The organism is Prosthecodimorpha hirschii, from assembly GCF_001305515.1.
Taxonomy (GTDB): Bacteria; Pseudomonadota; Alphaproteobacteria; order Rhizobiales; family Ancalomicrobiaceae; genus Prosthecodimorpha; species Prosthecodimorpha hirschii.
In genome coordinates this window covers 2,751,847-2,777,640 of sequence record NZ_LJYW01000001.1, presented here as the reverse complement: position 1 = coordinate 2,777,640, position 25,794 = coordinate 2,751,847, and the positions used below count along the sequence as shown (strand labels likewise).

At 68.6% G+C, this 25,794-nt stretch carries 26 protein-coding genes; 9 read left to right on the top strand and 17 right to left on the bottom strand.

Annotated elements, in window-relative coordinates; genetic code table 11:
- Positions 1-104: 104 nt before the first annotated feature.
- The 4 genes from ABB55_RS12125 to ABB55_RS12110 all read left to right on the top strand — a co-directional run bounded on the left by ABB55_RS12125 (position 105) and on the right by ABB55_RS12110 (position 3,220).
- Entirely contained in the window at positions 105-296 is a 192-nt protein-coding gene (locus ABB55_RS12125; RefSeq protein WP_054359031.1) for a DUF1192 domain-containing protein, read from the top strand.
- A gap of 212 nt (positions 297-508) precedes the next feature.
- Positions 509-1,669: a DNA replication/repair protein RecF gene (recF, locus tag ABB55_RS12120; protein ID WP_054362017.1), complete on the top strand. Its 1,161-nt coding sequence runs from the start codon at positions 509-511 to the stop codon at positions 1,667-1,669.
- A gap of 13 nt (positions 1,670-1,682) precedes the next feature.
- Positions 1,683-2,567 carry a DUF817 domain-containing protein gene (locus ABB55_RS12115; RefSeq protein WP_054362016.1) on the top strand — a complete coding sequence of 295 codons (885 nt, stop codon included), beginning with the start codon at positions 1,683-1,685 and terminating at the stop codon, positions 2,565-2,567.
- 41 nt (positions 2,568-2,608) lie between these two features.
- On the top strand, positions 2,609-3,220 hold the full coding sequence (locus ABB55_RS12110) for a LysE family translocator (RefSeq protein WP_054359030.1): 612 nt from the start codon (positions 2,609-2,611) through the stop codon (positions 3,218-3,220).
- Positions 3,221-3,287: 67 nt separating this feature from the next.
- Here the strand turns inward: ABB55_RS12110 and pheT are convergent, their stop codons facing one another.
- The 6 genes from pheT to rpmI all read right to left on the bottom strand — a co-directional run bounded on the left by pheT (position 3,288) and on the right by rpmI (position 8,378).
- Positions 3,288-5,708, bottom strand: coding sequence for a phenylalanine--tRNA ligase subunit beta (gene pheT / locus ABB55_RS12105; RefSeq protein WP_054359029.1), 2,421 nt, complete (start codon positions 5,706-5,708; stop codon positions 3,288-3,290).
- A gap of 31 nt (positions 5,709-5,739) precedes the next feature.
- Positions 5,740-6,201 (bottom strand): hypothetical protein, encoded by a 462-nt coding sequence (locus ABB55_RS12100; protein ID WP_054359028.1) that lies wholly within the window; start codon positions 6,199-6,201, stop codon positions 5,740-5,742.
- A complete protein-coding gene (locus ABB55_RS12095) occupies positions 6,198-6,497 on the bottom strand; it encodes a hypothetical protein (protein ID WP_054359027.1) in 300 nt (99 codons plus the stop codon). The genes ABB55_RS12100 and ABB55_RS12095 overlap by 4 nt, the downstream gene beginning before the upstream one ends.
- A 35-nt stretch (positions 6,498-6,532) precedes the next feature.
- A complete protein-coding gene (pheS, locus tag ABB55_RS12090; RefSeq protein WP_054359026.1) occupies positions 6,533-7,633 on the bottom strand; it encodes a phenylalanine--tRNA ligase subunit alpha in 1,101 nt (366 codons plus the stop codon).
- 145 nt (positions 7,634-7,778) lie between these two features.
- Positions 7,779-8,144 (bottom strand): 50S ribosomal protein L20, encoded by a 366-nt coding sequence (gene rplT, locus ABB55_RS12085; RefSeq protein ID WP_054359025.1) that lies wholly within the window; start codon positions 8,142-8,144, stop codon positions 7,779-7,781.
- A gap of 36 nt (positions 8,145-8,180) precedes the next feature.
- Positions 8,181-8,378, bottom strand: coding sequence for a 50S ribosomal protein L35 (gene rpmI / locus ABB55_RS12080; protein WP_054359024.1), 198 nt, complete (start codon positions 8,376-8,378; stop codon positions 8,181-8,183).
- 396 nt (positions 8,379-8,774) lie between these two features.
- On the opposite strand from rpmI, the gene kynU reads away from it, so the two are divergent.
- The 4 genes from kynU (at position 8,775) to ABB55_RS12060 (ending at position 12,447) form a co-directional block, all read left to right on the top strand.
- On the top strand, positions 8,775-10,007 hold the full coding sequence (gene kynU / locus ABB55_RS12075; protein WP_054359023.1) for a kynureninase: 1,233 nt from the start codon (positions 8,775-8,777) through the stop codon (positions 10,005-10,007).
- Positions 10,008-10,065: 58 nt separating this feature from the next.
- Positions 10,066-10,911 carry a tryptophan 2,3-dioxygenase gene (gene kynA, locus ABB55_RS12070; RefSeq protein ID WP_054359022.1) on the top strand — a complete coding sequence of 282 codons (846 nt, stop codon included), beginning with the start codon at positions 10,066-10,068 and terminating at the stop codon, positions 10,909-10,911.
- 124 nt (positions 10,912-11,035) lie between these two features.
- Entirely contained in the window at positions 11,036-11,569 is a 534-nt protein-coding gene (locus ABB55_RS12065; protein ID WP_083463565.1) for an Lrp/AsnC family transcriptional regulator, read from the top strand.
- Positions 11,570-11,619: 50 nt separating this feature from the next.
- The gene (locus tag ABB55_RS12060; protein WP_054359021.1) at positions 11,620-12,447 is read left to right on the top strand and encodes an alpha/beta hydrolase; all 828 of its coding nucleotides are present in this window, start codon (positions 11,620-11,622) and stop codon (positions 12,445-12,447) included.
- A gap of 496 nt (positions 12,448-12,943) precedes the next feature.
- Here the strand turns inward: ABB55_RS12060 and ABB55_RS12055 are convergent, their stop codons facing one another.
- The 11 genes from ABB55_RS12055 to ABB55_RS12005 all read right to left on the bottom strand — a co-directional run bounded on the left by ABB55_RS12055 (position 12,944) and on the right by ABB55_RS12005 (position 24,742).
- On the bottom strand, positions 12,944-15,448 hold the full coding sequence (locus ABB55_RS12055) for a putative bifunctional diguanylate cyclase/phosphodiesterase (RefSeq protein WP_054359020.1): 2,505 nt from the start codon (positions 15,446-15,448) through the stop codon (positions 12,944-12,946).
- A 123-nt stretch (positions 15,449-15,571) separates the two neighbouring features.
- Complete coding sequence (mtnA, locus tag ABB55_RS12050) at positions 15,572-16,675, bottom strand: S-methyl-5-thioribose-1-phosphate isomerase (protein ID WP_054359019.1); 1,104 nt, start codon at positions 16,673-16,675, stop codon at positions 15,572-15,574.
- 37 nt (positions 16,676-16,712) lie between these two features.
- Positions 16,713-17,951, bottom strand: coding sequence for a M20 family metallo-hydrolase (locus tag ABB55_RS12045; protein WP_054359018.1), 1,239 nt, complete (start codon positions 17,949-17,951; stop codon positions 16,713-16,715).
- Between the two features lie 32 nt (positions 17,952-17,983).
- Positions 17,984-18,433 (bottom strand): PIN domain-containing protein, encoded by a 450-nt coding sequence (locus tag ABB55_RS12040; protein ID WP_054359017.1) that lies wholly within the window; start codon positions 18,431-18,433, stop codon positions 17,984-17,986.
- A gap of 16 nt (positions 18,434-18,449) precedes the next feature.
- Complete coding sequence (locus ABB55_RS12035) at positions 18,450-18,719, bottom strand: type II toxin-antitoxin system prevent-host-death family antitoxin (protein ID WP_083463564.1); 270 nt, start codon at positions 18,717-18,719, stop codon at positions 18,450-18,452.
- A 77-nt stretch (positions 18,720-18,796) separates the two neighbouring features.
- Complete coding sequence (gene hydA / locus ABB55_RS12030) at positions 18,797-20,251, bottom strand: dihydropyrimidinase (RefSeq protein ID WP_054359015.1); 1,455 nt, start codon at positions 20,249-20,251, stop codon at positions 18,797-18,799.
- Between the two features lie 204 nt (positions 20,252-20,455).
- On the bottom strand, positions 20,456-20,788 hold the full coding sequence (locus tag ABB55_RS12025; protein WP_420848228.1) for a GIY-YIG nuclease family protein: 333 nt from the start codon (positions 20,786-20,788) through the stop codon (positions 20,456-20,458).
- Between the two features lie 82 nt (positions 20,789-20,870).
- Positions 20,871-21,869 carry an ABC transporter substrate-binding protein gene (locus tag ABB55_RS12020; protein WP_054359013.1) on the bottom strand — a complete coding sequence of 333 codons (999 nt, stop codon included), beginning with the start codon at positions 21,867-21,869 and terminating at the stop codon, positions 20,871-20,873.
- Between the two features lie 35 nt (positions 21,870-21,904).
- Positions 21,905-22,915: an ABC transporter permease gene (locus ABB55_RS12015; protein WP_083463563.1), complete on the bottom strand. Its 1,011-nt coding sequence runs from the start codon at positions 22,913-22,915 to the stop codon at positions 21,905-21,907.
- On the bottom strand, positions 22,912-23,889 hold the full coding sequence (locus tag ABB55_RS12010; protein WP_054359012.1) for an ABC transporter permease: 978 nt from the start codon (positions 23,887-23,889) through the stop codon (positions 22,912-22,914). The genes ABB55_RS12015 and ABB55_RS12010 overlap by 4 nt, the downstream gene beginning before the upstream one ends.
- On the bottom strand, positions 23,879-24,742 hold the full coding sequence (locus tag ABB55_RS12005; RefSeq protein WP_083463562.1) for an ABC transporter ATP-binding protein: 864 nt from the start codon (positions 24,740-24,742) through the stop codon (positions 23,879-23,881). Before ABB55_RS12005 ends, ABB55_RS12010 begins: the two co-directional genes overlap by 11 nt.
- Before the next feature lie 234 nt (positions 24,743-24,976).
- On the opposite strand from ABB55_RS12005, the gene pyrF reads away from it, so the two are divergent.
- Entirely contained in the window at positions 24,977-25,693 is a 717-nt protein-coding gene (gene pyrF / locus ABB55_RS12000) for an orotidine-5'-phosphate decarboxylase (RefSeq protein ID WP_054359011.1), read from the top strand.
- The last annotated feature ends 101 nt before the right edge of the window (positions 25,694-25,794 follow it).

Sequence of the window (25,794 nt, the reverse complement as noted above, 5' to 3'; positions counted from 1 at the left end):
TGATCCGATCGGGCCGGCCTTGCAGCCCGATCGTCCGGCGCCATTTGTGGCGCTCGGGCCGGAGCGATATAGTTCGCGGGCCTTACGCCGCAGGAGTCGCGCCCATGGCCTTCGTCGAGGACGATCGCCCCAAGAAGAAGCTCAGCCACGAGATCGGGCAGGACCTGTCGCTCCTCTCCGTCGGCGACCTCGAGGAGCGCATCGCGCTGCTGCAGGCCGAGATCCTGCGCCTGGAAGAGGCCGTCAAGGCCCGTCACCGGACCCGTTCGGCGGCCGATTCGGTCTTCAAGATATGACGCGCCCGGCGCGGGACCGCGCCATCGAAGGAACATCGCGGGAGCGCGCCATCGAAGGAACATCGCGGGAGCGCGCCATCGAGGAGATTTCGCGCGAGCGCGCCATCGAAGAAATCTCGCACGAGCGCGTCCTCGAATCGTCCCTGGGCGAGCGGGACGCCGCAGAGGTTCTGCGCGCGCCCGGCCCCGATGCGTTCGGACGCGCGCCCGGCGTGCCGGCGCGGGTTGCCGTGACCGGGCTGAAACTGGCCGATTTCCGCAACTATGCGGCGCTGTCGCTGGAGCTCGACGAGCGCCATGTCGTGCTCGCCGGCGACAACGGCGCCGGCAAGACCAACCTGATCGAGGCGGTGTCGCTGCTCTCGCCGGGGCGCGGCCTCAGGCGCGCGACGCTCGACGAGATGGCCCGCACCGGCGCCGGCGGCACTTTCGCGGTCGCCGCCGTGCTGGACGGACCGGACGGCGCGGTCCGGATCGGCACTGGTGTGACCGAGCCGGACGCGGCGGCAGGCGAGCGGAGCCGGCGCGTGCGCATCGACGGCGCGGCGCAGAAGAGCGCCGAGGCCATGCTCGACCATATCCGCGTGCTCTGGCTGACGCCGGCTTCCGACGGCCTGTTCACCGGCCCCGCCGCGGAGCGCCGCCGCTTTCTCGACCGGCTCGTGCTGGCGCTCGATCCCGCCCACGGCACCCGGGTGGCGGCCTTCGAGCGCGCCATGCGCGGGCGCAACCGGTTGATCGAGGAGGGCATGCGCGATCCCGGCTGGCTCGACGCGATCGAGGCGCAGATGGCCGAACTCGGCTCGGCCATCGCGGCGGCACGGGTCGAGGCGGTCGCGTGCCTGGCCGGGCTGATCGCGGCGACGCGCGAGGATCACGGCGCCTTTCCGCATGCCGAACTGGCGCTGGAAGGCGAGATCGAGGCGCTGGCCGCGGCCTCCGGGCCGGCCGGCGCGGTCGAGGACCGCTACCGCGCCATCCTGGCCGGTGCGCGCGAGCGCGACCGGGCCGCCGGGCGGACGCTCGACGGGCCGCATCGGGCGGATCTCAGGGTCCTGCACGGGCCGAAGCAGATGCCGGCCGAACTGTCCTCGACCGGCGAGCAGAAGGCGCTGCTGCTCGGTCTCGTGCTCGCCCATGCCCGTCTAGTCGGCGCCACCGTCGGCCGCGCGCCGCTGCTGCTGCTCGACGAGGTCGCCGCCCATCTCGACGGCCGGCGCCGGGCGGCGCTGTTCGACGTGCTCGACAGTCTCGGCGGCCAGTGCTGGCTGACCGGCACCGATGCGGCCGTGTTCGCCCCGCTCGGCGCCCGCGCGCAGGTGTTCGAGGTCGCCGCCGGCCGCGTGCTGCCGGGTGCGGGGCCGGCGCGATGATGGGGTCGGCGCGATGACGGGGGCGGCCGGGCCGGGCGGGACATCGCCCGAGCATGCGGTCGGCCGCTATCTGGAGCCGATGCGGCGGGCGATCCGCGCAGGCCTCGCGCGCCTGCCGGCGCCGCTCGCCGAATTCATCCTGTTCGGGCTGAAGCAGGCCTGGGCCTGCCTGTTCGCCGCGATCATGCTGACGCTCCTGATCGGCACCAAGCTCGTCTGGGATCCGGCCTGGCCGATCCAGCGCTACGACGCGCTGTTCGTCGCCGCGCTCGTGGTCCAGGTCGCCATGCTGGCCTTCCGGATGGAGAGCGTCGACGAGCTGAAGGTGATCCTCGTCTACCATGTCGTCGGCACCATCATGGAGATCTTCAAGACCCGCATGGGCTCCTGGTCCTATCCGGAGGCGGCCCTGATCCGGATCGAGGGCGTGCCGCTGTTCACCGGCTTCATGTATGGCTGCGTCGGCAGCTACATGGCGCGCGCGATCCGCATCTTCGACATGCGCTTCACCCACTATCCGCCGCTCTGGGCGACCGCGCTGCTGGCCGCGGCCATCTACGCCAACTTCTTCGCACACCACTTTTTCGTCGACCTGCGCTGGGTCCTGTTCGCCTGGACCTTCCTCCTGTTCTGGCGGGTGCGCATCTATTTCACCACCGACCGCCGGCCGCTCTGGATGCCGCTGCTCGTCGCCGCCTTCCTGACCGCCTGCTTCCTCTGGATCGCCGAGAATGTCGGGACGATCACCGGCACCTGGCTCTATCCGGGCCAGCACGGCGCCTGGAAACCGGTCTCCTTCTCCAAGCTCGGTTCGTGGTATCTGCTCCTGGTGATCAGCTTCGTGCTGGTCACGCTGGTCAACCGGCCCGTGCCGCCGGACGCCGTTGCCCGGGTCTGACCGGGCGGTGGTCCACAAGACCGCGAGGAGAGAGAGACGCCATGGAACCGACCACGCTCGCCGCCTTCGCGCTGGCCCTGACGCTGGCCGCCGCCTCGCCCGGCCCCGGCATCGCGGCGGTGGTCGCCCGCGCGCTCGGCGCCGGCTTCCGCGGCGCCGTGCCGATGGTGCTCGGGCTGGTCGCCGGCGATCTGGTCTATCTGAGCTTCGCGGCCTTCGGGCTGGCCGCCCTGGCGGCCTCGTTCGGGACCGTCTTCCTGGTCGTGAAATATGCCGGCGCGGCCTATCTGATCTGGCTCGCCGTGCGGCTGTGGCGCGCCGAGCCGAGCGCCCAGGCGGTCGGTGCGGTGGCGACCGGGCGGCCCTGGCGGACCTTCCTGGCCGGGCTGTCGGTGACGCTCGGCAATCCGAAGGTGATGGTCTTCTACCTGGCGCTGCTGCCGAGCCTGATCGACCTGGAACGCCTGACCGCGCTCGGCTTCGCCGAACTGATCGCGGTGGTGATCGTGGTGCTGCTGGTCGTGGTCGGCGGCTATGCGGCCGCCGCCGCGCGGGCGCGCGATCTTTTCCGCAGCCCGCGCGCCATGAAGCTGATGAACCGCGGCGCCGGAACCATGATGGCCGGCGCCGCCGTCGCGGTGGTGGCGAAGTAGACGGCGGCCGCGAACGGCACGGCCGCGAACCGGCCGGTGCCCTCGGGCGCGACCGGCCGGGTGCGGATCAGGCGCGCAGCGATCCGCCGGTCGCCTTGGCGACGGATGCGACGATCTTCTTGGCGACCGCATCGATCTCGGCATCCGTCATGGTCTTGCCCTGCGGCTGCAGGGTGACCTCGACGGCGACCGACTTGCGGTTCTCGCCGAGGGCGGCGCCGCGGAACACGTCGAACACCGCCACGTCGGCGACCAGGGCCTTGTCGGCGTTGCGGGTCGCCTTGACGATCCGGTCAGCCTCGACGGCTTCCTCGACCACGAAGGCGAAGTCGCGCCGGACCGGCAGCAGGTCGGCCACCGCCAGCGCGCCCTTGGAGCGGGTCGGCCGCGCCTTCGGCTCGGGGACGGCATCGAGATCGATCTCGAAGGCGACCAGCGGGCCGGACACGTCGAGCGCTTCCAGCGCGCGCGGATGCAATTCGCCAAAGGCGGCGATCACATTCTGCGGGCCGAGCTGGAGCACGGCGGAGCGGCCGGGATGGAACCAGCCCGGAGCGGTCCGGGCGAGCTGCATGCGCTCGACCGGCGCGCCGAGCGCCTCCAGCACCGCGATGGCATCCGCCTTGGCGTCGAGCCAGGAGGCGTCCGGGGCGGCCCCGGTCCAGTGCCGGCCGGCGCCGGTCATGACCGCGTTGCCGCGCCGGATGCCGGAGATCAGCATGCGCTGGTCCTTCGGCCGGTCGCCCCGGAAGGCCTGGCCGACCTCGAACAGGGCGACATCGCCGATGCCGCGGTCGGCATTGCGCTGCGCGGCCGTGATCAGACCGGCGAGCAGGCTCGGCCGCATGTCGGAGAGATCGGACGCGATCGGGTTGGCGAGCGCCAGTTCCGGCTTGCCGCCGCCGAACAGCTCGGCCTGCGCCTTCGACACGAAGGACCAGGTGACGGCCTCCAGCATGCCGCGCGCGGCCAGCGTGCGGCGCGCCTTGGAGCGCCGGATCTGCGCCGTCGTCAGCACGCGCGCGCCGACCGAGCCGGCCCGGTCGAGCGGCTTCAGCGGCACCTTGTCGAGGCCGTGGATGCGGACGATCTCCTCGACCAGGTCGGCCTTGCCGTGGATGTCGTTGCGCCAGGACGGCGGCGAGACGCGGAACTCGTCGCTGACCGAGACGACCAGGAAGCCGAGCCGCTCCAGGATGTGCTTGACCTCGATCCAGTGCAGATCGAGCCCGGAGAGCCGCTTGACCTCGGCAAGCGGGAAGCGGATGACCCGGTCTGTCTCCGGCGGCTGGCCGACCCGGACCACCTCGGACGGCTCGCCGCCGCACAGGTCCATGACCATGCGGGTGGCGAGCTCGATGCCGGGGCCGAGATAGGCCGGATCGACGCCGCGCTCGAAGCGGTAGCGCGCATCCGACACGATGCCGGTGCGCCGGCCGGTCTCGGCGGTCTTCAGCGGGTCGAAATAGGCGCATTCGATGAAGACGTTGCGGGTCTCCTCGCTGCAGCCGGTGTCCTCGCCGCCCATGATGCCGCCGAAGCCGAGCACGGCCCGGTCGTCCGCGATCACGCACATGCGCGCGTCGACCGCATAGGTCTTGCCGTCGAGCGCCAGGAAGCTCTCGCCGTCGCGGCCGAGGCGCGCCCGGATCGTGCCGGTCAGCTTGTCGGCGTCGTAGACATGCAGCGGCCGGCCCTGGTCGAGCGAGATGTAGTTGGTGATGTCGACCAGCGCGTTGATCGGCCGGAGACCGACCGCGCGCAGCCGCTTCTGCATCCAGTCCGGGCTCGGCCCGTTCTTCACGCCGCGCACCGTGCGGCCGTAGAAGGCCGGGCAGACCACCGGGCCTTCGGCCGGGAAGTCGAGCGCGACCGCCTGCGGCGAGACGAACAGCCCCTTGATCGGCCGGCTCGGTTCCGGCTTCAGCGTGCCGAGATCGGCGGCGGCCAGATCGCGCGCGATGCCGCGCACGCCGGTGCAGTCGGCCCGGTTCGGCGTCAGCGACACGTCGATCACCGGATCGTCGAGATCCGCATAGGCGACATAGGACATGCCGACCGGCGCATCGGCCGGCAGCTCGATGATGCCGTCATGGTCCTCGGACAGCTGCAGCTCGGCGGCCGAGCACAGCATGCCGCGGCTTTCCACGCCGCGGATCGTGCCGACCCCGAGGGTGATGTCCTTGCCGGGGATATAGGTGCCGGGCGGCGAGAAGACCGACTTCATGCCGGTGCGCGCATTCGGGGCGCCGCAGACGACCTGGACGGGCTCGCCCTCGCCGGTATCGACCATGCACACCCGCAGCCGGTCGGCATTGGGGTGCTGCACGGCGGAGACCACATAGGCGACCGTGAACGGCCGCAGCTGCTTGGCCTTGTCCTCGACACCCTCGACCTCGAGGCCGACGGCGGTCAGCGTCTCGACGATCTGGTCGAGCGAGGCGCCCGTGTCGAGATGGTCCTTGAGCCAGGAAAGCGTGAATTTCATGGGAGGCCCTTCGCGGCAGTGCCGATCCGCATCAGCGTCGGTTCTTGAACAGGACGATCGTTGCGAGTTCAGCCGCAAGATCGGGATTGAGTGCCGTCAGGCCGGCGATCGCGCCACGCGCCTGGGCGATCAGCGAAACCACATGACGGCGTGAGAATGGAAAGCGGGCCGGGTCGTAGTCAGCCGTATGACGGGCCTCCTGAAGAACGACGAAGGCGTCCGCAAAGATCGCGACAGACGGATCCAGGGTCCTGGTCGATCCCTTCATAAATTCGTCCTTGGCCTTGCCGTGATCCAGACTGCGATACACACGACGCCACGCCGGCGTCTGATGCTTGGTGACGCCGATCAACTGGTTGGCGCAATGCAGGGCGAGCGCATGAAAGAGACCATAGTAGATGGCGCTGACAGCTCGACGTAGGTCGGTCACCCGCGGCCTGCGGCCCTGATTGGCCAGAGCGTCCGCCGCGGCCAGAAGGTGATCGACGTTCACTGCGCGGCCTCGTCGTCGTCGATGCCATAGTCGTCGTCCGGATAGACGTGGCGAAGATGGACGAAGCGTTCGTCGCCGTGCTCCCTCAAAAGGTTCATCGTCTCCGATATCGCCTTCAAGGCCTTGAGCGCGTCGAGCTCCGGTGCGTGTTCGCGATAGTTGGCGTAAAGGAAGACGACCGGGTCGCCGTCATGGTCGAAGCCGGATTCCGCGTGGGCCGAGGCAAAGCCATACGGTCCGAGCATCTCCTGAAGCTTCGGCGTGACCAGCTTTTCGATCTGTGCATCTTTCAGCATCGGACAGCTCTCCTGCGAGAAACCCCCTCGTAACACTACTGCGCGCTCAGGCCCCCGAACAGGGTCGGCAGGTCGAGCGGGCGGAAGCCGTAGTGGCGGATCCAGCGGGCGTCGGCGTCGAAGAAGGCGCGCAGATCGGGCATGCCGTATTTCAGCATGGCGATGCGGTCGATGCCCATGCCCCAGGCGAAGCCCTGATACTCGTCGGGGTCGATGCCGCCGAATTTCAGCACGTTCGGATGGATCATGCCGCAGCCGAGGATCTCCAGCCAGTCGTCGCCCTCGCCGAACTTGATCTCCGGCCCGGACCGGTCGCAGCGGATGTCGACCTCCATGGACGGCTCCGTGAAGGGGAAGAAGCTCGGCCGGAAGCGCATCTCGACATGGTCAACCTCGAAGAAGGCCTTGCAGAATTCCTGCAGCACCCACTTCATCGTGCCGATGGTCGAGGTCTTGTCGATGACCAGACCCTCGACCTGATGGAACATCGGCGTGTGCGTCTGGTCGCTGTCGCAGCGATAGGTCCGGCCCGGGATGATCACCCGGATCGGCGGCTTCTCGGTCTCCATGGTGCGGATCTGCACCGGGGAGGTGTGGGTGCGCAGCAGCTTGCGCTCGCCGTTGGCGTCCGGATGGAAGAAGAAGGTGTCGTGCATCTCCCGCGCCGGATGGCCGACGGGGAAGTTCAGCGCGGTGAAGTTGTAGTAGTCGGTCTCCACGTCCGGACCCTCGGCGACGCGGAAGCCCATGTCGGCGAAGATGGCGGTGAGTTCGTCGACCACCTGGCTGATCGGGTGGATGCGGCCCTCGCCGGCCGGGTTGGCGCGCGCCGGCAGGGTCACGTCGACGGTCTCGCGCGCTAGCCGCTCGGCCAGCGCGGCGTCCTTGAGGACGACGCGGCGGGTGGCGAGCGCGTCGCTGACGCGGTCCTTGACGGCGTTGATGGCGGCGCCGGCGGCCTTGCGCTCATCCGGCGCCAGCGCACCCAGCGTCTTCATCCGCTCGGATATGGAGCCCTTCTTACCGAGCGCGGCGACGCGGACGGCTTCCAGCGCGGCCTCGTCGGCGGCCGCCCCGATATCCGCCAGGATGGCTTCCTCGACCTTGGCGAGATCGATGTCTTCGGTGACGCTCATGGCGCGTTTCCCGTGTGGCCGGGCCTGCCGGCGGAAGTGGAAGGGTGGCGCAAACGAAAAGCCCCGCCGTTGGGCGGGGCTTCGACGGGTCCGATGAGACCCGGGATCGAGAGGAGGTCCGATCCGGCTTCGACGCGTCCCGCGATCAGGCCGCGAGAGCGGCCTGCGCCTTGGCAACCAGGGCCTGGAACGCGTCCGGCTCGTGGATGGCGAGGTCCGACAGGACCTTGCGATCGACCTCGACGCCGGCCTTGTTCAGGCCGTCGATAAATCGGCTGTAGTTCAGGTTCCAGTCGATCGCCCGCACCGCGGCGTTGATGCGCTGGATCCAGAGAGCCCGGAAATTGCGCTTCTTGTTGCGGCGGTCGCGATAGGCATACTGCATGCCCTTGTCGACGGCCGCCTTGGCGGTGCGGATGGTGTTCTTGCGGCGGCCATAGTAGCCCTTGGCGGCCTTCAGAACCTTCTTATGCTTGGCGTGAGCGGTGACACCGCGCTTAACACGAGCCATGTCGTCAATCCTTTATCGGAAGAGGTCGGTGTCCGTTCACGCGTAGGGCATGAACTTGCGGATGATCTTCGCATCGCTCTCGCAGAGCACCGTGGTGCCGCGGGCGTTGCGCACGAACTTCGCAGTGCGCTTGATCATGCCGTGACGCTTGCCGGCCTGCTGGACCTTGACGTGACGGTTGGCGGTGAGCTTGAAGCGCTTCTTGGCGCCGCTCTTGGTCTTCATCTTGGGCATTTGGCTCTCGCATGTTGCGGAAGACGGTCGTGGCGGAGCGACGCTTCGCCTGAGCGCGCGGCCGGTGCCTGTCGGCACACCGCGCGTGAACCCCCGTCATCCTGAGTTGATCTGGGTTCGAGCCTTCATGAACCGACACGGCATGCCCTTACGCCGGCCTGTTCGAGAGACGGGCGGGTTATAGGGGCAGAGACGGAAAAATGCAACGGGCCGCATCGCGGCGATGCGCTGCCGGGGACGACCCGGACGCTCGCCGGAGGGCCGGGATATTTCAATCTTCAAACGTCGCCGGATCGGCAAGACATTGCCGTCAAAGGTGGCGTCGGGCGGCAAGAGGGGCAAGAAATTTCTATCGATCCGGGTCAGTCTTGCCTCGCCCTTCAGGAGACCCCCCTCGTGCCCGCCCTCACCCGACAGGATTGCCTCGCCCTCGATGCCGCCGATCCCCTGGCCGGTCTGCGCGATCGCTTCGATCTGCCGGAGGGCGTGATCTATCTCGACGGCAACTCGCTCGGCGCGCTGCCGAAGGGGGTGGCGGAGCGGGTCGAGCAGGTCGTGCGCGCGGAATGGGGCCGCGACCTGATCCGCTCCTGGAACACGGCCGACTGGTACGGCGCGCCCGGCCGGGTCGGCGCGAAGCTCGCCCCGCTCCTCGGCGCCCGGCCGCACGAGGTGACCATCACCGACACCATCTCGGTCAATCTCTACAAGCTGCTCGTCGCCGCGGTGCGGATGCGGCCGGGGCGCACCCGCATTCTGTGCGAGGCCGGCAACTTCCCGTCCGACAATCACATCGTGGACTCGGTCGCGCGCCAGTTCGGCCTGGAGGTCGTGGCGGTGCCGGCCGGCGAGATCGCGGCGGCGGTCGACGGCACGGTGGCGGTCGCGACCCTCAGCCACGTCAACTATCGCAGCGCGCTGATGCAGGACATGGGCGCGGTCACCGAGGCGATCCACCGGGCCGGCGCGCTGGCGGTCTGGGACCTCGCCCATTCGTCCGGGGCGGTCCGGCTCGATCTCGACGGCACCGGCGCCGACTTCGCGGTCGGCTGCGGCTACAAATATCTCAACGGCGGGCCCGGCGCGCCGAGCCACATCTTCGTCGCCGAACGCCACCAGGCGGCCTTCGACCAGCCGCTGACCGGCTGGTTCGCCCATGCCGCGCCGTTCCGCTTCGATCCGGGCTTCGCCCGCGCCGAGGGTATCCGGGCCGCGCTCTGCTCGACCCCGCAGGTGCTTTCGCTGATCGCGCTGGAAGCCGCGCTCGACGCCTTCGCGGGCGTCGACATGGGGGCGCTCGAGGCCAAGGGCCGGGCGCTCGGCGATCTCCTGATCCGCTTCCACGACGAGCGGCTCACCCGCTTCGGCACCGCCGTGGCGAGCCCGCGCGACGCCGCCCGCCGCGGCAGCCATGTTTCGATCGCCCTCGACGGCGGCTTCCCGGTCATGGCGCGGCTGATCGAGCGCGGCATCATCGGCGACTTCCGCGCCCCCGACATCCTGCGCTTCGGCTTCGCGCCGCCCTATCTGCGCTTCGCCGACATCTACGACGCGGCCGAGGCGCTCGAAGCCATCCTGGCCGCCGGCGACTGGCGCGACGCACCCGTCGCGACCGGTGCCGTCACCTGATCCGCCGATCGCCTCTGCCGAGGCCGATCCTCTCCCGCCGAGACCGAGCCGAGCCGCCATGACCGAAGCCACCGAGACCGCCGCCGGGCGCTGGCACGATGCCAAGCTCGATTTCACCCGGGACATGTCCTACGCGGACTATCTCGATCTCGACCGCATCCTGGCCGCCCAGCACCCGCTGTCGCCGGACCGCAACGAGCTCCTGTTCATCATCCAGCACCAGACGTCCGAGCTCTGGATGCGGCTGATGCTGCACGAGCTCGACGGCGCGATGGCGATGGTCCGCGACGACAAGCTGCCGCCGGCCTTCAAGATGCTGGCCCGCGTCTCGCGCATCATGGCGCAACTGGTCTCCGCCTGGGACGTGCTGGCGACCATGACGCCCTCCGAATACAGCGCCATCCGGCCCTATCTGGCGGCCAGCTCGGGCTTCCAGTCGTTCCAGTACCGCACCATCGAGTTCCGGCTCGGCAACAAGAACGCCGCCATGCTGTCCCCGCACCGGCACCGCCCCGACCGTCTGGCCATGGTCGAGGCGGCTTTTGCCGAGCCGTCTCTTTATGATGAGGCCGTCCGCCTGCTCGCCCGGCGCGGCTTCGCGATCGACCCGGCGCTGCTCGATCGCGACTGGCGCCAGCCGAAGCCCGACGACGACAGCGTGGCAGCGGCCTGGACGGCGATCTACCGCGATCCGGAGCGCCATTTCGACCTCTACGAACTGGCCGAGGAACTGGTCGACCTGGAGGACGCCTTCCGGCTCTGGCGCTTCCGCCACCTGACCACGGTCGAACGCATCATCGGCCTGAAGCGCGGCACCGGCGGCACCGTCGGCACCGGCTATCTGCGCAAGATGCTGGATGTCGTCCTGTTCCCGGAGCTGTGGCGGCTCAGGACCGAACTCTGATCGGAATGGATTTCCGGACGACGGTTTGTGCCTTAAGGTGGCGGCCGTCGCGCAAATTCCTTTCGCCATGGCCGGCATGCCGGGGCGAATGCGGCGCGGCGGCTGCTGCACCCGGCGAGGTCCGATGTCCGACCGTATCGCGAAGGCCCGCCCGCGTCCCGGCGGGACCGACCGGCCCGCCGCCGAAGCGGCGGGCGACCTGAGCAAGGCCGACCGGATCATCCTGCAATCGCTGCAGGAGGATGCCCGGCTGACCACGGCGGAACTGGCCGAGCGGATCGTGATGTCCACCTCGCCCTGCTGGCGCCGCGTCAAGCGGCTCGAGGAGGACGGCTACATCACCGGCTATCACGCGGTGGTCGATGCCAAGAAACTCGGCTACGGCGTCGCCGCCTATGTGCTGGTCGGCACCGAGAGCACCCACGAGGCCGACACCAACACGTTCGAGGAGGCCGTCCGGGCGATGCCGGAAGTGCTGTTCTGCTACGGCGTCTCCGGCTCGGACGACTACATCCTGCATGTCATCGCGCGCGATCTCGACGACTTCTACGAGAGCGTCTTCAACCGCATCCGGCGCCTGCCCCTGGTCAAGCGCACCCAGACCATGTTCGCCATGAAGACCGTCAAGGCCTCGCTGGCGGTGCCGGTCGCGCCCTGATCCTCCGGCCTGCCCGGCGCCCCCCTCAGACCCCCGACCAGGAGACTGCCATGACCGACGATCCCGAATTCTGGGAACGGGAACTCAATCCGCGCGTCGCCGTTCCGAATGCCGTCGAGACCTACGGCGAATGGCCGAAATGGGCGGCCGCCACGCGCGCCGCGCGCCCGCACCGGGCCAACATCTCCTATGGTCCGCACCCGCGCGACCTGATGGACATCTTCCCGGCGGCCGAACCGAAGGGCACCGTCGTCTTCATCCACGGCGGTTACTGGCGGGCCTTCTCCAAGGACGATTTTTCCTGGGTCGCCGAGGGCTTCGTCGATCTCGGCTACACGACCGTGGTCTTGAACTATCCGCTCTGTCCGCAGGCGACGCTGCGCGAGATCGTCGATTCGACGCGTCGCGGCCTCACGGTGCTGATCGGCGAAGAGCTGGGCTCGGCCGAGCGCGACCGGATCGTCGTCACGGGCCATTCGGCCGGCGGCTATCTGACGGCGCTGGCGCTGGCCACCGATTGGACCGCGATGGGGCTGCCGCGCGACCCGTTCCGCGGCGCCGTGCCGATCTCCGGCGTGTTCGAACTGGCGCCGCTGATCCACACCACCATGAATGCGGCCATCGGGCTCGACGCAGCGGAAGCGCTGGCCCTCAGCCTGTCCGGGACGCCGCCGAAGAGCCGCGCCAGGCTGACGCTGGCGGTCGGCGGGTTGGAGTCGGTCGAGTTCCATCGCCAGAGCGAGGCGCTCGCCCTGGCCTGGAGCGGTCTCGGGCCGAAACTCCTCGACCTCGCCGACCGCAACCATTTCACGATCCTGGACGACCTGCGCCTGCCGGGCAGCCCCCTGCACCGCGCCATCCTGGAAACGCTGGACTAGACGGCTGCCGGAAGGCACGCCGAACCCGCCATTCTGTCATCCCCGGGCTTGTCCCGGGGATCGCGTGCGAAGATGAGGCCCTTGAAAAGTCTGGATCCCCGGGACAGGCCCGGGGATGACAGATTTGATATTGCCCGTGGCCGATCGCACTACGCAGAGTTTTTCAGTAACCGGCCGGCGCAAGATCCGATCAAAGCAGCGCATCCTGATAGGAAAATTTTTCCGCAGGCACTGCAATACGGAGCGTCATCCGATCTCGTCGGGCCAGATGATGCTCGGATCTTGGCGGTACGCCGCCGGTGCGGCCGTCTGCTGTCGACGGACCTTGGGCCGGGCGGCACGGCGGACACGGGCTCCGGCCGGCAGGCTTCTCATTCCGATTGTTGGAGATGCTGATGCATCCGATCGTTGAGGATATGTGGATTTTCCATACGCGTCAGAGACATGGAAAATCCGCATCCGGAGTACCAAGCGTCATTCTCAATGCTTCTCGGTATCAGCCGGCGCGGGCGATCGCTTCGCGGACCGGCCGCATGACGAGATCGCCGTGGGCGTCGATCTCGCCGTCCGGCCCGGTCGACAACTCGCTCGTTCCCTGATCGAGCAGACGGGCCGCCAGATCCTGCGGCGGCATCGGCTTGCCGAACAGATAGCCCTGGCCGTAGACGCAGCCGGCCGCCCGCACCACGGCCAGCTCGGCCGGGGTCTCGATCCCCTCGGCGACGGTCTCGATGCCGAGGGTGCGGCCGAGGCCGCCGATCGCATGCAGGATCGCCTCGCCGTCGGGGCGATCGGAGCCGTCGCGCAGGAACGATTTGTCGATCTTGATCTGGTCGAAGCGGAACCGGCGCAGATAGCTCAGCGAGGAATAGCCGGTCCCGAAGTCGTCGAGCGAGAAGCGCACGCCGAGCGTGCGCAGCGTGTTCATCACGTCGAGCGCCACGTTCTCCTCGAACAGCACCGTCTCGGTCATCTCCAATTCCAGCCGGCGGGCCGCCAGGCCGGTCGAGGCGAGAGCCCTCACGATGGTCGGCACCAGCCCCTGGCTCTTCAGTTGGGCCGCGGACAGGTTGACCGACAGGGAGATCTCGGTCGGCCAGGTCGCCGCCTCGCGGCAGGCCGCGCGCAGGACCCACTCGCCGAGCGGCACGATCAGGCCGCTTTCCTCGGCGATCGGCACGAAGGTCTCGGGCGAGACCCAGCCGAAATCCGGATGGTTCCAGCGCAGCAGCGCCTCGGCGGCGACGATGCGCTGCGTCTCGATGTCCACGATCGGCTGATAGCGCAGTTCGAGCTTGTCCTGGGCCAGCGCCTTCTTCAGGTCGGCCTCCAGCGCGCGCCGCTCCAGAAGGCGCTGGTCCATGCCGAAGTCGAACACGCTGTAGAGCCTGCGACCGGCCGCCTTGGCTTCGTAGAGCGCCGTGTCGGCCCGCCGGATCAGGGTCTGCGGATCCAGGCCGTGATCCGGCGCGATCGCGATGCCCACGCTGGTGCCGATCTCGACCATCGTTCCGGAGACCCGATAGGGCTCGCTCAGTTCGGCGATCAGCCGGGTCGCCATGGCGCGCAGCGCGGATTCGTCCTCGACGGGGCAGACCGCGATGGCGAATTCGTCGCCGCCGAAGCGGGCCGCGAGCCCGCGCGGGCCGCAGACCCGCAAGGCCCGCCGGGCGACCTCGCGCAGCAGTTCGTCGCCGGCGGCATGGCCGTGCAGGTCGTTGACCTGCTTGAAGCGGTCGAGGTCGAAGCTGATGACGCCGAGGCATCCGCCGGTCGACCGGATGGTCTCCAGGCCGTTGGCCATGAAGCTCGTCAGGCTCGACCGGTTGGGCAACCCGGTCAGGCCGTCATGGCGGGCCAGAAACTCGAGCTGGGCCTGCGTCCGGCGGCGCTCGGTGATGTCCTCGTGGGTCGAGACCCAGCCGCCCTCCGGCAGGGGCTGCCGGTGGACCTCGAAGAAGCGGCCGTCGGCGAGCTTGAGATAGACGGTCTCCGCCTCGCCGTTCAACGTGAATTCGCTCAGATGCAGGCCGGCCTCGGCGTCGCAGATGCCGTTCGCGACATAGTGTTCGATCATCACCTTCACGTCCGTCCCGGGGACGGGATCGGGATCTTTGAAGCCGTACATGGCCGCGAAGCGCCGGTTGCAGACCACGAGGCGGCCGTCGCTGTCGAACAGGGTCAGGCCTTCGCGCATGTTCTCGAGCGCGGCCGCGAAGCGGGCGCTCTGGATGCGGGCATCGGATTCCCGGTGCTGCAGAAGGCGGTTCTGGTCGGTCAGCTCGGCATTGGCGCCCTCGAGCGCCGCATGGGCCTCCTCCAGCTGGGTCGTGGTCTCGGCCAGATTGCCGGCGAGCCGGCTCAGCGCCACATGGGCCCCGCCCAGGAGGGTGTTCTGCCGCCACAAGAGGGCGATCATGTATCCGGCCAGCACCATGATGCAGACGACGACGCCCACGAAGCTGCGCTGCAGGAGCTTCAGGTTGTCGGCATATTGCGCATTCAGCGTTGCGGCGCGGCGATTGGTGGTTCCGACGATGTTGAAGATGCTCGGGGTGAGGGCGTCGAAGCGCTGCCCGGCGGCCGCGATGGCGGCCGGATCGTCGAGATGCTCCAGGACCGGCGCGAGGCGGCCGATCGCGTCGGCCAGTTCCTCGACCGTCCCGATCGGACCGAAGCCGTCGTCGAAGATGGCGCGCGCCGGGCCGTGCGCCAGACGGTCGAAGGCGCGCTTGACGGAGCGATAGGCGTTGCGGACGTCGACCTCCAGGGTCGCGCCCTCGCCCAGGCGCAGGCTCGTCAGAGCCTGCTGGAACCTGAACATTTCCACCATGGCTTCGGACAGCGTGCCGACCGTCGCGAAATCGTTTCGATCGCGATTGGTGTCGCGATACTGGCTGATCGTCAGCGCCAGCGCGATGGCAGCGACCAGCAGTCCGCCGAGGGACAGCGCGAGGGCCGACTTCAGCAGTCGGTTTCGCCTGGTGTCGCTTCCCAACATACCCTCTGCCCGCTCCTGCCGCCGCCTGAAGATCGATCCTAGATGCCAAGCCCTGACGATTTGGTAAAGGGCCGGCGGCAAGGCTATCCCGCCCAAAATCGGGCTGCGAGAGCGCAATATTCTTCAGTTTTTCTCCAGTCGATCCGGGAACAGCGCCGCGAGACTGTCCCGATTGGCAGGTACCAGACCCCGTTCCGTGATCAATCCGGTAACAAGGCGCGCCGGCGTGACATCGAATGCATAGTTTGCAACCGGTGTCCCGTCCGGAACGATCCTCACCGTTTCGATGCGCCCGTCCTCGGCGCGGCCGGATATATGCGTAACCTCGAAACTATGACGCTGCTCGATCGGGATTTCGGCGAGGCCGTCGCCGACCGAGAAGTCGATGGTCGGGGAGGGCAGGGCGACATAGAACGGAACGCCGTTGTCGCGGGCGGCCAGCGCCTTCAGGTAGGTGCCGATCTTGTTGGCGACATCGCCGGTCGCCGTGGTCCGGTCGGTGCCGACGATGACCGCGTCGACCTGGCCGTGCTGCATCAGATGGCCGCCGGTATTGTCCGGGACGACCGTATGCGGCACGCCGTGATGGCCGAGTTCCCAGGCGGTCAGGAAGGCCCCCTGGTTGCGCGGCCGGGTCTCGTCGACCCAGACATGGACCGGCAGGCCGGCATCGTGGGCCATGTAGATCGGCGCGGTGGCGGTGCCCCAGTCGACGGTCGCGAGCCAGCCCGCATTGCAGTGGGTCAGGATGTTGAGCGGCCCGCCGCCCGGCTTGGCGCGGAGCAGATCCTCCAGGACGGCGAGGCCGTGGCGGCCGATCGCGGCATTGATGGCGACGTCCTCGTCGGCGATCTCGGCTGCCGCCGCATAGGCCGCATCGCAGCGGGCCGAAGGCGGCAGGTCGGCGAGGATGCCGCGGACCTCGTCGAGCGCCCAGCGCAGGTTGACGGCGGTCGGGCGCGTCCGGATCAGGCGATCGTAGGCGGCGCGCAGGGCCGCGTCGTCGGCATGGTCGCGCATCGCGAGTGCCATGCCGTAGGCGGCGGTGGCGCCGATCAGCGGGGCGCCGCGCACCACCATGGTCTCGATGGCGCGCGCGGCATCCTCCAGACTGCCGAGCGTGACGGTCTGGAACTGGTGCGGCAGGCGGGTCTGGTCGATCGCCGTCACGTCGCCGGCATGGGCCTCGGTCCACAGGGTCCGGTAGTGCTGGCCGTCGACGTTCATGGTCCGCTCCCGTTCCCGTTCCCGTTCCCGCTCCCGCTCACCCGAGACGGCGATCGTATTCGAGCACGGCTTCCAGGAGAACTTGCGCGCCGGCGGCGCATTCCTCGAAGCTGGTCGATTCGGCCTCGTTGTGGCTGATGCCGCCGGCGCAGGGCACGAAGATCATGGTGGTCGGCGCGACGCGGGCCACATAGGCGGCATCGTGCCCGGCGCCGGAGACCATGTCGCGGCTCTCGAAACCGGCCCGCTCGGTGCCGATGCGGACGCAGTCGATCAGGTCGGGGGCGAAGCGGACGGCCGGCGAGTGCCAGATGCGCTTCTCCTCGAAGGTCAGCTTAAGCGGCGTCAGGATCTCGTCGAGCGCCCGGCGCAGCTTGGCCTCCATCACGTCGAGCACGGCGTCGTCCGGGTGGCGCAGGTCGACGCAGAAGAAGACCTCGCCGGGAATGACGTTGCGGCTGTTCGGGCGGTTCTCGATCAGCCCGACGGTGCCGACCGCGTTCGGGGCATGCTCGTGCGCGATGGCGTCGATGCGGTCGATGACGCGCGCGGCGCCGAGCAGGGCGTTGCGGCGCAGATACATCGGCGTGGCGCCGGTATGGGCGTCCTGGCCGGCGACCGTCACCTCGTACCAGCGCATGCCCTGCACGCCCTGCACGACGCCGATCATCCGGCCCTCGTTCTCCAGGATCGGCCCCTGCTCGATATGCAGTTCGAACATCGCGCCGAACTTGTGCGCGCCGGCCTTCTCGGTGCCGCGATAGCCGATCCGCTCCAGTTCGTCGCCGTATTTCAGGCCCTGCCGGTCCTCGCGGGAATAGGCGAATTCGGGCGTGAACACGCCGGCATAGACGCCGGAGGCGAGCATCGCCGGGGCGAAGCGCGAGCCCTCCTCGTTGGCCCAGTTGACGATCTCGACCGGGGCGTTGGTCTCGTAGCCCATGTCGTGCATCGTGCGCATGGCCTCGAGCGCGCCGAGCACGCCGAGCACGCCGTCGAACTTGCCGCCGGTCGGCTGGGTGTCGAGATGCGACCCCATGGCGATCGGGGCGAGATCGCCCCGCCGGCCCGGCCGGACCGCGAACATGTTGCCGACCTCGTCGACCGTGACCGTGCAGCCGAGCGCCTCGCACTCAGCCTTGAACCAGTCGCGCACGCGCCGGTCCTCGTCGGTCAGCGTCAGCCGCTTGATGCCGCCCTTCGGCGTGCCGCCGATCTGGGCGGTTTCCATCAGGCTGTCCCACAGCCGCTGCGGGTTGATCTTGAGGTTTTGCATCGAGGGCTCCTGGCGTCTCGTCGAGAGAAATTTCAAGTTCGGGCCGCGAGAGCCGCGGAAAGCAAGGGATGGGCCGGCGTCGCGAAGGGATTGACGATGGTCAGCCCGTTCCAAAGGAAGCCGTCCTGCATGTCCTCCGAGAGCAGCATCAGGCAGCCGGCTTCGACCGCGGCGACCATGACGACCGCATCCCAAATCTGCAGCCGATGGTCCGTCGCCAATTGCAGGGCGCGCAGCATGCTCGATGGCGTGGTGCCGACGACGGTCCCGATCGGCCGCCAGACCTCGATCCGGCGCATGATCTCGAACCGGTCAAGGCCGCTCTTGCGTGCCAGGACGTTGTAGAATTCGCCGAGCACCTGGCCCGGCAGGACGATCCGGCCGAGCAGGCCGGCGATCGTCTGCTTGGCGAGCGCGATGCGCCGGCTATCACCATAACCTTCTGCATAGATGAGAATATTCGTATCGAACCCGACCTTCATCGGAAGGACTCCGGCCTCAGAAGGACTCGGGGTACGGCTCGTCGTCGTAGAGTTCGTCCCGCGTCCAAGTCAGCGGTCCCAACACGGGCTGGGCTTCCAGGCGTTCGAGCAGCCGGCGACCTGCCGCCACCTGCTCGTCCCGCTCCCGGTCCTCCTCGGTGAGCGGGACGATCTTGGCGACCGGCCGCCCATGGGATGTGACGATGACGGCGTCGCCCTCGGCAACGTCGCGCATCAGCTTGGAGAAGTGCCGATTGGCGTCGGCCGCCGAAATCGTCTTCATCAGACACCTAATGTAGTGAATTGAACTACATTAACATGACCAGAGGCGGGCCGGAAGATGCCCGCCTCCTCGCCTGTGGTTCACGGCGTGACCTCGAGCCGTTCCACGCCGCGCGGGCGGGTCAGGTCCTTCCAGGTCGCGTTGGCGACATGCACCGCCGGGAAGGCGGGGCGCTCGACATACTGGCCGTCGCCGGGCTTGGCCGACACGGCGCCGTCGCGATAGACGACGCGGCCGCGCGAAATGGTGACCGCCGGCAGGCCGCGGCAGCGGTAGCCCTCGAAGACGTTGTAGTCGATGCGGCTCTTCTGGGTCTTGGCCGAGACGGTCTTGGTCGCCTCCGGGTCCCAGACGACGAGATCGGCATCCGAGCCGACCGCCACCGCGCCCTTGCGCGGATAGATGTTGAGGATGCGGGCGATGTTGGTCGAGGTGACGGCGACGAATTCCTCCGGGGTCAGCCGGCCGGTGTTGACGCCGGCATCCCAGAGCACCGGCAGGCGATCCTCCAGGCCGCCGGTCCCGTTCGGGATCTTGCGGAAGTCGCCGAGGCCGAAGCGCTTCTGGTCGGTCGTGAAGGCGCAATGGTCGGTCGCCACCACCTGCAGCGAGCCGGACTGCAGGCCGGCCCACAGGCTCGCCTGGTGCGAGCGGTCGCGGAAGGGCGGGCTCATCACCCGGCGGGCGGCATAGTCCCAGTCCTTCGACTGGTATTCGCGGTCGTCGAGGACAAGGTGCTGGATCAGCGGTTCGCCGAAGACGCGCTTGCCGGCGGCGCGCGCGCGCGCGATCGCCTCGTGGCTCTCGCGGCAGGAGGTGTGCACGACATAGAGCGGGCTGCCCGCCATGTCGGCGATCATGATGGCGCGGTTGGTCGCCTCGCCCTCGACTTCCGGCGGGCGCGAATAGGAATGCCCCTCCGGCCCGGTCACGCCGAGATCGAAATAGTGCTGCTGCAGGCGGAAGACGATGTCGCCGTTCTCGGCATGGACCAGCGGCAGGGCGCCGAGCCCGGCGCAGCGCGAGAAGGAGTGGAACAGCTCGTCGTCATTCACCATCAAGGCGCCCTTGTAGGCGAGGAAGTGCTTGAAGGTGTTGATGCCGTAGGTCTTCACGACGGTTTCCATCTCGTCGAAGACCTGCTTGTCCCACCAGGTGATGGCCATGTGCAGGCTGTAGTCGGCGACCGCCTTCTCGCCCTTGTGGCGCCATTCCTGGTAGGCGGCGAGCAGCGACTGGCCCGGCCCGGGCAGGCAGAAGTCGACCACCATGGTGGTGCCGCCGGCCACCGCCGCGGTGGTGCCGGATTCGAAGTCGTCGGCCGAATAGGTGCCCATGAAGGGCATGTCCAGATGGGTATGCGGATCGATGCCGCCCGGCAGCACATAGGCGCCGCCGGCGTCGATCACCTCCGCACCCGCCGGCGCATCGAGTTTCGCCCCGACGGCCACGATCGTGCCGCCTTCGATCAGAACGTCGGCACGCCGGGTGTGATCGTGGTTCACGACGGTCCCGCCGCGAATGAGAAGGGTCATGACAATGCTCCGATCGTTGACGGTATAGATCCCGATCGTACCTGGGCGCCCCGCCGCGAAGCTCGGGCGCCTAGTCCGACCGCCTGAGCCTGTGCTGTCCGAAGGATCTTCGATCCGCGGCCAACTGGCTCAAGAACACGGTGCCCTCCACCGCTCTGTCATGCCCGGGCTTGTCCCGGGCATCCAGCGGCCGCCGAGGTTCCGTCAGAGGATGTCATCGAAGAGATCGTCCCAGTTGGGATTGTCCTTTTCGATGAGGTTGATTTTCCATTGCCGCGGCCAGGACTTGATGGCCTTCTCTCTCGCTATGGCGTCGTTGACGTATCGATACTCCTCGCACCAGACGAGGGTTTTGACCCCATACCGAGAGGTGAAGCCTGGAACCAGTCCTTCGCGGTGTTCCCAGACGCGACGAACAATGTCGTTCGTCACGCCCGTGTAGAGCGTTCCATTGCGGCGACTGGCCAGGATGTAGACCCAGTACTCGTGCTGTCGCCCTTGCATCCGAGCATTGGGTCCCGCTTCGCGTCGCCGCATGGTTGCCGCCCCGCTGGATGGCCGGGACGAGCCCGGCCATGACAGACAGGTAGATCGGTAGGCTCCGACGCCCTTGCCGGGACTACTTGATCCCCGCCGCGTCGGTGACGGCGGCGGTCCAGGCGCCCTTCGGCTCCTTGGTGATGACCGGGGCCTCGCCGCCGGCGGTCAGCAGGGTCTTGACGGTCTGGGCGTAGTCGGCCTCGGCCAGCTTTCCGGTCGAGCCGTCGGTCAGCTTGTTGATCTCGCCCATCATGCGGACCTGGTGCTTCTCGGTCTGGGCACCGGTCGTGTCGTTGTCGAGCACGATCTTGGCGGCTTCGGTCGGGTTGGCGCGCGCCCAGTCCCAGCCCTTCATCGAGGCCTTGACGAACTTGCCCATGCGCTCGACGAACTTCGGATCCTTCAGCTTCTCTTCCGACGCGTAGAGGCCGTCCTCCATGGTGGCGACGCCCTGGTCGGCATATTTGAAGGTGACGAGATCGTCCGCCTTGATGCCGGCGTCGATCACCTGCCAGTATTCGTTGTAGGTCATGGTCGAGATGCATTCCGCCTGCTTCTGCAGGATCGGATCGACGTTGAAGCCCTGCTTGATCACCTTGACGCCGCCGGCCGAGCCGTCGGTCTTGATGCCGAGGCGGGACATCCAGGCCATGAACGGATATTCGTTGCCGAAGAACCAGACGCCGAGCGTCTTGCCCTTGAAGTCGTCGGACGACTTGATGCCGGAATCCTTGCGGCAGGTCAGCATCATGCCGGAGCGCTTGAACGGCTGGGCGATGTTGACCAGCGGCACGCCCTTCTCGCGCGCGGCGAGCGCCGCCGGCATCCATTCCACGATCACGTCGGCGCCGCCGCCGGCCAGAACCTGCGGCGGGGCGATGTCCGGGCCGCCCGGCTTGACGGTCACGTCGAGGCCGGCCTCCTTGTAGAAGCCCTTGTCCTTGGCGACGTAGTAGCCGGCGAACTGGGCCTGGGTGACCCATTTCAGCTGCAGCGTGACCTTCTCCTGCGCGCCGGCCGCGGTGGCGGCGGTGAGCCCGAAGGCGGCGATTCCGACCGCAAGCAACGTCCTGTTCATGCGACGCACTCCTCTCCCAAAGGTCCGGACCGCGGTCAGCGACGGCGGTAGGACGGATGCCAAAAGGTTACACGGCGCTCGGCGAGCGCCAGAAGGCCGTAGAAGACCGAACCGGTCACCGCCGCGACGGCGATCTCGGCCCAGACCATGTCGAGGCTCATGCGCCCGACCTCGGTCGAGATGCGGAAGCCCATGCCGAGGATCGGCGTGCCGAAGAACTCGGCCACGATGGCCCCGATCAGCGCCAGCGTCGAGTTGATCTTCAAGGCATTGAAGACGAACGGCATGGCGGAGGGCAGGCGCAGCTTCAGGAGCGTCGTCGCCCAGTCGGCCGCATAGGAGCGCATCAGGTCGCGCTCCAGGGCGCCGGAGGCCGACAGGCCCGCCACCGTGTTGACCAGTGCCGGGAAGAAGGTCATCACCACGACGACGGCGACCTTGGACTGCCAGTCGAAGCCGAACCACATGACCATGATCGGGGCGATGCCGATCATCGGCAGGGCCGAGACGAAATTGCCGATCGGCATCAGGCCGCGGCGCAGGAACGGCACGCGGTCGCACAGAAGCGCGATGGCGATGCCGAGCCCCGAACCGAGCGCCCAGCCGGGGATCACGGCGCGCAGCACGGTCTGCCCGAAATCCTCGGCCAGCGTCGGCAGCGACTGGGCCAGCCGGGCACCGATCGCGGAAGGCGGCGGCATCAGCACCATCGGCACGCCGGCGCCGACCGTGACGATCTCCCACAGGAAGATCAGGAAGGCGCCGAACAGGAGCGGGACCATGAGGTCGAGCACGCGCCGCGCGCCCGGCGTCGGCGGCACGGCCTTGGCGAGGCGGTCGGTCACCCACCAGGCGGCGAGCCAGAGCGCGACGATCGTGCCCCAGAACCAGGCCGGCGCCTGGCCGGCAAGGTCAGGCCTGTGCACGGCGCCGAGCGCCCACAGGCAGCCGGCGGTGACCGCCACGAGCCCGACCAGCGCCGCCGGGATGCCGTCCGCCCGGCCGCGGGCGCGGGCCAGGTCGGGGGATGGTGCGGGCGCGCTCATCGCCGGCCTCCGAGCGCCGCGACCGTGATCCGCTCGGCGAGCCCGACGGCGGCGACCGCCAGGGCCGCGAGCGCGGCGGCGGCGATCAGGGCGGCCCAGATCTGTACGGTCTGGCCGTAATAGGAGCCGGTCAGCAGGCGCGCACCGAGCCCGGCCTGCGCACCGGTCGGCAACTCGCCGACGATCGCGCCGACCAGGCTGATCGCGATGGCGACCTTCAGGCTGGCGAACAGGAAGGGCAGCGCGGCCGGCCAGCGCAGCTTCCAGAAGGTCGCCCAGACGGAGGCGTCATAGGTGCGCATCAGGTCGAGATCGATCGGATGCGGCGAGGTCAGGCCCTTGACCATGCCGATCGTCACGGGGAAGAAGCACAGATAGGCCGAGATGATCGATTTCGGCAGGAGCCCGGTGATGCCGAGCGAGCCGAGCACCACGATCACGATCGGCGCCACCGCCAGGATCGGCACCGTCTGCGAGGCGATGATCCACGGCATCAGGCTCTTCTCGAGCGTCTTCATGTGGACGATCAGCACCGCCAGCACGATGCCGAGCAGGCCGCCCATCAGGAAGCCGACCAGCGTCGAGGACAGCGTCGTCCAGGCGTGGAACAGGAGATTGCGCGGCGTCCAGCGGATCTCGCAGGAGAAGAAGGCGGACCAGAAGGGCTGGTCGGACGGCAGCCGGCCGCAGGTGGAGACGCGCAGCTCCATCAGGATCTGGTGCGGCGAGGGCAGCACCGGACGCTCCAACGCCCAGGCGGCCTGGTAGCGCGTGGCGAGATCGCCCTCCGTCGGCATCGACGGCAGGCCGGCATTCATCGGCAGGCAGGCCGCATACCAGAGCGCCAGGATGGCGGCGACGATGACCAGGACCGGCCCCGTCCGGCCACCGAACAGGACAGCGGAGACCGTCCGCCCGCCGCCGCGGGCGCCGGATCGCGCCGGACCGGACGGCAGGGCGGCCTCAGTCGTCATAGGAGTGCCCGGCCCTCAAACCCTCGCGCACCCGATGCGCCACGGCCAGGAATTCCGGCGTCTCGCGGATGTCGAGCGTGCGGTCGCGCGGGAAGTCGCAGTCGATCACGTCGATGATCCGGCCGGGACGCGGGCTCATGACCACGATCTTGGTCGACAGGAACACCGCCTCGGGGATCGAATGGGTGACGAACACCACGGTCTTGCCGGTCGCCGCCCAGAGCGCCAGGAGCTGGCCGTTGAGCTTGTCGCGGACGATCTCGTCAAGCGCGCCGAAAGGCTCGTCCATCAGAAGGAGCGCCGGGTCGAAGGACAGCGCGCGGGCGATCGAGGCGCGCTGCTGCATGCCGCCGGACAGCTGCCAGGGATATTTCTTCTCGAAGCCCTTCAGGTTGACGAGTTCGAGATTCTTCGCCGCCCGGGCGCGCCGCTCCGCCGCCGGCAGGCCGAAGATTTCGAGCGGCAGCATCACGTTCTTCTCGACCGTGCGCCACGGAAACAGGCCCGGCGCCTGGAACACGTAGCCATATTGCCGCTGGCGCCTTGCGGCGTCCGGGTCGAGCCCGTTGACCCGGATGGTGCCGGCGGTCGCCTGTTCGAGATCGGCGATGACCCGCAAGAGCGTGGTCTTGCCGCAGCCGGACGGGCCGATCAGGGAGACGAACTCGCCGGCCGCGATGTCGAGATCGACATCCTTCAGTGCGTAGACCGGGCCGTCATTGGTCTGGAATGTCAGCGACAGGCCGCGCGCCGTCACCACCGGTGCGGCCGCCTTGGCGCGGTCCGCGGCGATCCCGGTCGCGCCGTCGCCGGCCGGGGCCGGAACCGTTTTCGCGCGTGCAGCCTCGACCATCCGACCTCCCGTTCCGCCGGGCAGATTTGATCAAACGGAAAAATCCCTGGCAAGCGCCCCGCGTGGAAATTTATCCGGCACAATGCCCGGAGTCGATGCCTGCCGGACGGGCAGTGCGGACGGTGCGGGATCGGGCCGGCACGGCGCGGCGGACCGGGGCCGGGCAGGATCGGGCGTCTTGCCGCGCCGCCCCGTGCGCCGTAATGCTCCCCCGACAGCCGAACGGAGCCGACCATGCCTTTCCAGCCCAACCATCCGCGCGAACGCCTGATTCTCGCCCTCGACGTGCCGACCGTCGAGGAGGCCGAGGCGGTCGTGGCGGCGACGCGCGGCGCGGTCGGCGTCTACAAGATCGGCCACCAGCTGGTCTTCTCCGGCGGCCTCGCCCTGGCCGAGCGGCTGATCCGGTCGGGCGAGAAGGTGTTCCTCGACCTGAAGCTGCTCGACATCGACAACACCGTCGCCCATGGCGTCCAGGCGGTGGCGGCGCTCGGGCCGGCCTTCCTGACGCTGCATGCCTATCCGAAGGCGATGCGGGCGGCGGTGGCCGCCAAGGCGGCGTCCGGCGGCTCGCTGTCGCTGCTCGCCGTCACGGTGCTGACCTCGATGGACGATGCCGACCTGACCGAGGCGGGCTATGCCGGCGCGGTGCGCGGGCTGGTCGCCATCCGCGCCGCCCAGGCGCGCGCCGCCGGGATCGACGGCCTGGTGTGCTCGCCCGAGGAAGTCGCGCCGATCCGCGCCATCGTCGGCCCCGACATGATGCTGGTCACGCCGGGCGTGCGGCCGGCCGGGTCCGCGGCCGGCGACCAGAAGCGCGTCATGACCCCCGGCGACGCGATCCGGGCCGGCGCCGACCTGCTCGTGGTCGGCCGTCCGATCCTCGCCGCCGCCGATCGCCGGGTCGCCGCCGAGGCGATCGTGACCGAGATCGCGAATGCGGCGCGCTGACCCGCCCGAAGGTCGACCGCAAGCACTTCCGCGTAAGGGGTGATACTAAGCTATCGACTTGATCAGTCGAACGAAAGTCGCAAGACGAAGTACGGGCTTCT